This window comes from Methylopila musalis (genome assembly GCF_042679725.1).
Lineage (GTDB): Bacteria > Pseudomonadota > Alphaproteobacteria > Rhizobiales > Methylopilaceae > Methylopila > Methylopila musalis.
The window spans coordinates 1-8,466 of the sequence record NZ_JBHTMX010000128.1; the positions used below are offsets into that span (position 1 = coordinate 1).

General features: G+C 71.7%; 7 protein-coding genes. 3 read left to right on the top strand and 4 right to left on the bottom strand.

The annotated features are described in order from the left end of the window. Positions 1–68 precede the first annotated feature (68 nt). Entirely contained in the window at positions 69–785 is a 717-nt protein-coding gene (locus ACFQ4O_RS12565; protein WP_378776043.1) for an SDR family NAD(P)-dependent oxidoreductase, read from the top strand. A 334-nt stretch (positions 786–1,119) separates the two neighbouring features. Further along, complete coding sequence (locus ACFQ4O_RS12570; protein ID WP_378776037.1) at positions 1,120–3,186, top strand: peptidase G2 autoproteolytic cleavage domain-containing protein; 2,067 nt, start codon at positions 1,120–1,122, stop codon at positions 3,184–3,186. A 57-nt stretch (positions 3,187–3,243) separates the two neighbouring features. Here the strand turns inward: ACFQ4O_RS12570 and ACFQ4O_RS12575 are convergent, their stop codons facing one another. Then, positions 3,244–3,780 (bottom strand): GNAT family N-acetyltransferase, encoded by a 537-nt coding sequence (locus ACFQ4O_RS12575; RefSeq protein WP_378776038.1) that lies wholly within the window; start codon positions 3,778–3,780, stop codon positions 3,244–3,246. Positions 3,781–3,848: 68 nt separating this feature from the next. Further along, positions 3,849–4,760, bottom strand: coding sequence for a glutamate racemase (gene murI, locus ACFQ4O_RS12580; protein ID WP_378776039.1), 912 nt, complete (start codon positions 4,758–4,760; stop codon positions 3,849–3,851). Between the two features lie 123 nt (positions 4,761–4,883). On the opposite strand from murI, the gene ACFQ4O_RS12585 reads away from it, so the two are divergent. Further along, on the top strand, positions 4,884–6,149 hold the full coding sequence (locus tag ACFQ4O_RS12585) for a serine hydroxymethyltransferase (protein ID WP_378776040.1): 1,266 nt from the start codon (positions 4,884–4,886) through the stop codon (positions 6,147–6,149). Here the strand turns inward: ACFQ4O_RS12585 and ACFQ4O_RS12590 are convergent. Next, entirely contained in the window at positions 6,137–7,162 is a 1,026-nt protein-coding gene (locus tag ACFQ4O_RS12590; RefSeq protein WP_378776041.1) for a P1 family peptidase, read from the bottom strand. The two genes, ACFQ4O_RS12585 and ACFQ4O_RS12590, sit on opposite strands and share 13 nt — an antisense overlap. Positions 7,163–7,542: 380 nt before the next feature. Then, a partial coding sequence (locus ACFQ4O_RS12595) for a cell wall hydrolase (protein WP_378776042.1) occupies positions 7,543–8,466 on the bottom strand: 924 nt, incomplete at its 5' end.

Below are 8,466 nucleotides of genomic sequence, written 5' to 3' on the forward strand. Positions count from 1 at the left end.
CGGCGGCGCCCCGGCCTGCGCCGGGCCCGCGAACGCGCGACGCGTCCGGCCCGGAGCCGCGCAAGACGCTGCTGCTGACCGGCGCCAGCCGGGGCATCGGCCACGCCACGGTGAAGCGGTTCTCGGCGGCGGGCTGGCGCGTCATCACCTGCTCCCGCCACGCCTTTCCCGAGGAATGCCCGTGGGGCGCGGGGCCGGAGGACCACATCCAGGTGGACCTCGCCGATCCCGCCGACACGGTGCGGGCGATCGAGGTGATCCGCGACCGGCTCGACGACGGGCTCGTCCACGCGCTGGTGAACAACGCCGGCATCTCGCCCAAAGCCGCGGGCGGCGCGCGGCTGAACGCGCTCGCCACCGACCTCGACGACTGGAAGACCGTGTTCCAGGTGAACTTCTTCGCCCCGATCATGCTGGCGCGGGGCCTCGCGGACGAGCTGACCGCCGCGCGGGGCTCGATCGTGAACGTCACCTCGATCGCGGGCGGCCGGGTGCATCCGTTCGCGGGCGCGGCCTACGCCACCTCGAAGGCGGCGCTCGCCTCGCTGACCCGCGAGATGGCGGCGGATTTCGGCCCGCTGGGCGTGCGCGTCAACGCCATCGCGCCGGGCGAGATCGACACCGCCATCCTGTCGCCGGGCACGGAGAAGCTGGTCGGCCAGATCCCCCTGCGCCGTCTCGGCACGCCGGACGAAGTGGCGAAAACGATTTATTTCCTATGTACTGACGCCTCCGCCTATGTGACCGGGTCCGAAATCCACATCAACGGCGGTCAGCACGTCTGACGCCGCCATATCGCAGATTGATCTTTCGTCTAAAAAATCAGGCGTTTTCCGCCGTCAGCGACGGAACGCCGGCGTAAGCGCCCGCAGAGTCACGGCTTTTTGCTCATTTTCCTGATATAGGAATTAAAGCTTGACGCCGGGGCGCTATCAGTACAAAACATGAACATCCGGTCCGGCACGACCTTCTGAACCGGGACCGGGCGCCCTTCCGCGGCGCCGATCCGAAACCAACCGCGTCCACGCCGGACCGGACCCGACCACATCGAGACCCTGCCGCCACGCGCCGCTCATCGCCGCGCGACGGACCGTCTCGCCCTTACGAGAGGACGACGCCATGGGCGTGAACTATCCGCTCAATCCCACCAACGGGCAGAGCTTCACCTACACCGACCCCGCCACCGCGACGGTCTACACCTTCACCTACACCGGCACCTCGCCGAACGGCCGCTGGTCCGTCTCGCCGAACGTGGAGCCCTTCGCCACCACCGACGCCCTGCCGCGGGTGAGCGCGCTGGAGAAGCGCACGCCGGCGCTGCGGGACTACGGCGCGGTCGGCGACGGGACCACCAACGACACCGCCGCCATCAACGCCGCCACCGCCGCCAATCCCGGCGGCGTGGTGCTCATGGAGGGCAAGACCTACCGCTGGGTTGTCGCGAGCCTGCCGGACTTCACCACCGCCACCGCCACCTACTTCATCGGCGGCTCCTTCACGATCGGCTCCCCGACCCCGACCGGCACCGTCGATATGGGCCGCGACCCCGACGGAGCGCTGAAGTCGTTTCATCGCGGCGCCCAGGCGGAGGTGAGCACACGAGACCGGGCTCTGGCGGCCGCATCCGATCGGGTGACCCAGGACATCTTCCAGCCCTCCGGATTCCCGTCCAGCTCGAACAACGCCGTGGTCGCCGCCTCCCGCGTCTATCAGAAGGGCCTGCGCAGTTTCGCCGCCGGCACCGTCTGCACGGACATGGGCTATGCGTTCGATATCGCAGGTCTCGCCAATCGGTACTGCGAGGCGAGCGGCGAACGGTCTCTGGTCGCCAGCTCCCTTCTGTCGCGTGTCTGGGGTCAGTATCCGATCACCGACTACCAGGGGCGCTGGGATCTGCCGGCTCCGAACGGTCCCTTCTACGACACCGGCGTCTCCACGCCGACGGGAACGACGTTCTACACGGCGATCGTGTCCTGCGCCGCCACTGAAATCCAGGGCGGCAGCGGCATCTTCGCGGCCGCCTCGCGGGGCACGTATGTCAGCGGAGACGACACGTTCCGTTCCATCACTCCGGTGGTGCTGAAGGGCTCGTCCACCTGGGGCATCGGAGCGCGCAACGGCAGCTCGATCGACGGCACGTCGAGCGGCGTTCTGGGCTCGAACGGCAGCTCGACCGGCGTCAACTCCATGTACGCGGTGGTCGCCGCGTCGGACAATTGCGCCATTCCTCTGGCGCAGATGTCCGGGATCATCGCCTCGTCGGACAGCGACATCGAAGCGTCCGGTCCGGGCACGCGTGAGAACAACCTGATCGCCGGCAGCAACCTGGCGTCGATCCGGAACGCGCGTTCGGCCGTCGTCATCGGCGCCGCCGGTCCCTGGTCGTCGGGCAGCCGGTCGGTCGTCGCCGCCAGCCGCGCAGGCGAGAACGTCTCGCCTTACGTGCTGGCGCTGACCTACACGACCACGTCCAAGACGGCGACGCCGACGGGCTCCAACCAAGCCCGGAAGATCGTGCTGGAGGCGACGTCGGGCATCGGCCGCTTCGCCGGGGGCACCACCACCACGGGCCTCGACTTCGCGGAGTACATGGAGAACCTCAATCCGGGCGTGATCGAGCCCGGCCACGTTCTGGTGCGCGAGGGCCGCAAGGTGGCGATCGGCCTCCCGGGCGACACCCGGCCGCTGGCGGGCGTGCTGTCGGCGCGGCCGACCATCATCGGCGGCGACGGGCTGGAATGGGGCGGCAAGTACGTCCAGGACGAGTGGGGCCGTGACCTCGAGGTCGACGTGTCCATGATCCGCTGGCCGGACCAGACCGATGAGACCGAGGCGGTGACGCTGAAGGGCTATGACGGCCGCGTGGAGGACCTCGCTCCCGACGCCGCCGTCCCCGAGGACGCCGAGCGCTACACGCTCCGGGACAAGGTCGTCAGCGACGACTGGACGCCCGGCGTCGAGTATCGCTTCAAGTCGGAGCGTCCGGAGGAGTGGTCGCCGGTGGGCTATCTCGGCCAGATCCGCGTCCGCACCGGCGAGACGGTGGCGGTCGGCGACTCCGTGGGCGCGGGCGGCCTCAAGACCGACCGCGAGGGCATCGTCGTGATGGAGGTGCTGTCGCCGTTCGATCCCGCCAAGGGCTACGGCGTCGCGCTCTGCTTCGTGGCGATCCACGCCGCGGTCTGACCGCTCTCACAACGACAGGGACCCGCCCGGCGCAGCGCGTCGGGCGGGCCTTTTCCGTCACGCCGCCCGGTGCAGGGCGGCGCTGCGGCGGTAAAGCACATGGGGCAGGCCCGCATGCTCGAACTCCCGGTCGAAGCGGAAGTCGAGCCGCTCCATCACGGCGAGCGAATGGGTGTTGGTCAGCGTGGTGAAGGCCACGATCTCGTCGAGGCCCAGGTTGTCGAAACCGAGCTGCAGCGCCGCGGCGCCGATGCGGGTGGCGTGGCCCTTGCAGCGCATCCGGGGCGAAAGCGCATAGGCGAGCTCCACCATGTGCTCGCCCGCCGCCTCGCAGGTTCGTATGCCGGCCCAGCCGGCGAAGGCGCCGTCGCGCATGTCCCGCAGGAACCAGAGGCCGAAGCCCTCGTCCCGCCAGTGCCGGCGCGCCGTCGCGATGAAGGCCGACGCCGCGGCTTCCGACCGCACGCCGCCAAGCGTGGTCATCATGGCGGGATCGGCGAAGGCGCCGGCCACGGCGTCCAGATAGCCGTCATGGGGCACGTCGGCGAGCACGCCGCCGATTTCAACGATGGTCGGGAAACGCGCACGCAACATGACGAGCTCCTGTCTCCGCCGTCTTGCGCGGCGTTCGCGCCAGGTCCGATCCCCCGCGCTGCGTCAAATTACATGCCCGGATCGTGGCGCCCTGAAGACGCCGCGCAAGCGCGACTTCCGTCGGTCAGGAGAAACACGTCGTGCTCCACCTGCGGCAGGCCGCGGGCGCGCAGGGCCGCCACAAGCGGCGCGGGCTGGGGCCGGTCGGAGGTGAAGATGGCGCGACCGATCGCCGGCGGCTCGACGCCCGTGGCGTGGGCGGCGAGCGCCGCCACCCGCCGGGCGACCGCTGGCGCAGGGTCGATGAAGGCGGCGGGCCAGGGAGCGAGCTGCTCGAACCGCCGCGTCAGCAGCGGGAAATGGGTGCAGGCCAGCGCGACCGCGTCGGTGCGGCGGCCGTCCCGCTCCACGAAGCAGGGCGCGAGTTCGGCGCGGAGGGCGTCGTCCGGAACCGGCGCGCCCGAAAGCTCCGCCTCGGCGTAGGCCGCGAGGTTGCGGGAGCCGACCAGCGTCACCTCGGTCGCGCCGGCGAAGGCTTCCACCATCTCGCGGGTGTGCTCGCGCCGCACGGTGCCGGGGGTCGCGAGCACCGTGACGAGGCCGGACGTGGAGGCGGCGACCGCCGGCTTCACCGCCGGCACTGTGCCGACGAAGGGCAGCGCGAACCGCGCCCGAAGCGCCGGCAGCGCCAGCGTCGAGGCGGTGTTGCAGGCGATGACCACGATGTCCGGCCGCTCGCGCGCGATCAGCCGCTCCATCACGCTCAGCACGCGGGCGACCAGCCGCTCGTCGGCGAGCGCGCCGTAGGGGAAAGCCGCGTCGTCGGCGGCGTAGGTGAAGGAGGCGTCGGGCCGCGCGGCGCGCAGCTCCGCCAGCACGGTAAGCCCGCCCACGCCCGAATCGAACACCAGTATGCGCGGCGCCCGCGCAAGCGGCGGCAGGGCCGCGCTGTTCCGTCCTGCGAAGAGATCCACGCCCATTCCGCCCGCGCGCCCTGACGCGCCCATCACATCCCGTGCCCCGATTGAACCTCGGGATGGTTACCGAAACATGGCGAGGCTATGGTCCGGCGATCTTCCCCGACGAGGTGTCGCCTTTCCGCCATGGCCGTCCTTCATCCCGGCTACTTCGACGCCGGTCTCAGCGCCGATCCCGAACTCGCCGCCGCCGTCGACGGCGAACTCCGGCGCCAGCAGCAGGGGATCGAGCTGATCGCCTCCGAGAATCTGGTGTCCCGCGCGGTGCTGGAGGCGCAGGGCTCCGTGCTCACCAACAAGACGGTCGAGGGCCGCGCCTTCGCCCGCTACTACGGCGGCGCGGAGTTCGCGGACGCGATCGAGGATCTGGCCGTTCGGCGCGCCACGGCGCTGTTCGGATGCCGCTTCGCGAACGTGCAGCCGCATTCGGGCTCCAACGCCAACGCCGGCGTGTTCTTCGGCCTGCTGAACCTCGGCGACGCCATCCTCGCCATGGACACCGCCGCCGGCGGCCACATCAGCCACGGCCATCCGGCGACGCTGACCGGCCGCGACTACCGCATCGTCCGCTACGGGGTGAACCGGGAGACCGAGCAGATCGACCTCGACGAGGTGGCGGCGCTCGCAAGGCGGGAGCGGCCGAAGATGATCGTCGCCGGCGGCTCGGCCTATCCCCGCGCCATCGACTTCGCGGCGCTTCGTGCGATCGCGGACGAGGTCGGCGCCTGGCTGATGGTGGACATGGCCCATGTGGCGGGGGTGGTCGCGACCGGGCTCTATCCCGATCCCCTCCCCCACGCCCATGTGGTCACCTCCACCAGCTACAAGTCGCTGCGCGGCGCGCGGGGCGGCTTCGCGCTCTGGAACGACGAGGCGCTGTCGGCCCGCATCGACAGCGGCGTCTTTCCGGGCGTGCAGGGCTCGGTGATGATGCATGGCGTGGCGGCCAAGGCCGCCTGTTTCGGCGAGGCGCTGAGGCCAGAGTTCCGCGCCTACAACGCGGCCGTGCTCGCCGGGGCGCAGGCGCTGGCCCGCCGGCTCGCCGAACGGGGCCTGCGGATCGTCGCCGGCGGCACCGATTGCGGCCTGCTGCTCGCGGACCTCACGCCGCTCGGCCTCACCGGCGAGGTGGCGGCGAAGGCGCTGGAGCGCGCCGGGCTCGCGGTGAACAAGAACCTGATCCCGTTCGATCCGCGCCCGCCGGAAGCGCCCTCGGGCCTGCGGCTGTCCGCCAACGCCGGCGCCGCGCGAGGTTTTGGCGCGGCCGAGTTCGAGACGGTCGCCGACTGGATCGCGGACGTGGTCGAGGCACCGGCGGACGCCGTGCGGATCGCGGCCGTCGCGGGAGCGGTGCGGGAGATGACGGCGCGTTACCCCGTCTACGGCGCCTGACTTCCGTGACGCGCGGCCCATGAGGGCTGCGCGCCGGGGAAGGGCAGCGGCCGGGCGGCGTGGACGCCGCGTGCGATGGCGCGGGCGAGCGTCAGCGCCGCCACGTGGCCGATGAGCGCCAGCGCCGCCAGCCGATCGGGCCCGAGCGCGACCCGTTCGGTGGAGGCCGAAAACACCAGATCGCCGTCGAGCGGGGTGTGGACAGGGATGAGCGCGCGGACGAGCCCGCCCTGCGCCATGCCGGCCAGCGCCTTCGCTTCGGCCTTGGTCAGCGTGGCGTCGGTGGCGACGATCGCGAGCGTGGTGCTCGCGCCCGCGAGCGGCTTCGACGGCGGGAGCAGCGCCTGCGCGGGAACCGCAGGCGCGGGGCCGAGCCCGCCGAACTCGTCGCCGATCTCGTAGGGCGCCGCCCAGAACCACGGCCCGTCGCCGACGGTGGCGGAGCCGAGCGCGTTCACCGCCGCAAGCGCCCCGACCGTGACGCCGAGCGGCGCGATGACGGTGGAGGCGGAGCCGAGCCCGCCCTTCAGCGTGGCGGTGCGGGCGCCGAGCCCCGCCCCGACCGAGCCGAGCGCCACCTCCGGCCCTGCGGCGCGGGCCGCGGCATAGCCAAGATCGCGATAGGGCGGGAACCGGCCCCAGTCCTTGTCGCCGCCATTGGTGAGATCGAACAGGATGGCCGCCGGCACGATCGGCACCCGCGCCGGGCCGACCGCGAAGCCGCGCCCGTCCTCGGCCAGAGCCGCCGTCACGCCCGCGGCGGCGTCGAGCCCGAAGGCCGAGCCCCCGGACAGGACCAGCGCGTCGACCCGCTCCACCGAGCGCTCCGGCGCCAGAAGTTCGGTCTCCCGCGCCCCCGGCCCGCCGCCCCGCACGTCCACAGAGGCGACCGCCGGCCGCTCGAACAGCGCCACCGTGACGCCCGACCCGAGCCGCGCGTCCTCCGCCTGCCCCACAAGCACCCCGCCCACATCGGTCAGCGCGTTGCGGGGACCGGCGCGAAACGGGGTCATGACCGCCAGAACTTCATCGAGCCACCTCCAGAATCGACACGGCGCCCCCTTCCCTTGTCCCGGACGTGATCCGGGACCCAGAACCGCTGCGCTCTCAGAACACGCCGCGACGAGCGGGGCCACGTTATCCTGAAACCGTCGGCGGAAATGGGTCCCGGCTCAAGGCCGGGACAAGAGAGGCGGCTGCATCGATTTCAGCTTACGCGAAAACCCCGTCAGGAAAGCGGAGCGCGCCGGCGTCCCCTTCCCTTGTCCCGGCCTTGAGCCGGGACCCAGAACCGCTGAACTCTCAGAAAAAACCGCGACGAGCAGGCCGCGTTACCCCGCCACCGTCGGCGTGTCTGGGTCCCGGATCACGTCCGGGACAAGAACAGTGGCGCTCACGCGGCGTCGGCGGGCGGGGTGTGCCAGCGGACGCGGTAGAAGATGTGGCGGCCGATGCTGTCCAGCTTGACCATGTCGCGGATCCAACGCGGGCGCACATAGGTGGCGTGGTAGTGGGTGGAAGGTCCCACCTCCTCCAGCCACGCGCCATTCTGCACCACGTCGCGGGAGATGCGGGTCGCGACCTCCCAGGCCTGCACGTTGTTCACCCGGTCCGGGATGCGGTCGCAGGCGAAGGAGAACTGGCAGGCGTTGCGGCGGTGCTTGTTCTGGTAGACCACGCCGCAGATGCTGTCCGGGTAATAGCCGGAGCGCACCCGGTTCAGCACCACCTGCGCCACCGCGTATTGCCCTTCCACCGGCTCGCCGCGGGCCTCGAAATAGATCGCTTCCGCAAGGCACTGCTCGGAGGCCGCGAGCTGGTCTTCGGGCACGAACAGGCGGTTGGACAGCCGGGTGAGCACGGGCGCCTCGCTGCGGGCGCGCAGCGCCGCGGTCTCGGGCGCGACGTCGGAGAGCGCCGGCGTCAGCGCCACGGGCGAGACGCCCGCCACCGCCGCCGACTGCGGGCCGCCGGCCGGGTGCGCCACCGGCAGCGCCGCGACCATCAGCGGGGCGTCCGCGGAGGGGGTCGTGGTCTCCGGCATGCGCCCACCGGCGAGCTTCAGAACGTTGGGGGTCGAGCCGTCGTGGTTGGCGCCGGCCTCCCGCGGCGTCATGGGAACGCGGGTGACGGGGGCCGCGCCCGCCTCGTCCAGCGGCTCCACATAGGCGCTGTCGGCCAGAAGGCCGTCCGCGGGCAGCGCGTCAGGGGCCTTGTCGACCGCCGCCACCTCGGGCAGCGGCTGCATGGCGGCGACGATGGCCGCGTCCGCCGGCCAGTAGCGCGCCACGTCGCCGGCGAAGGGCAGCGCCGCGAG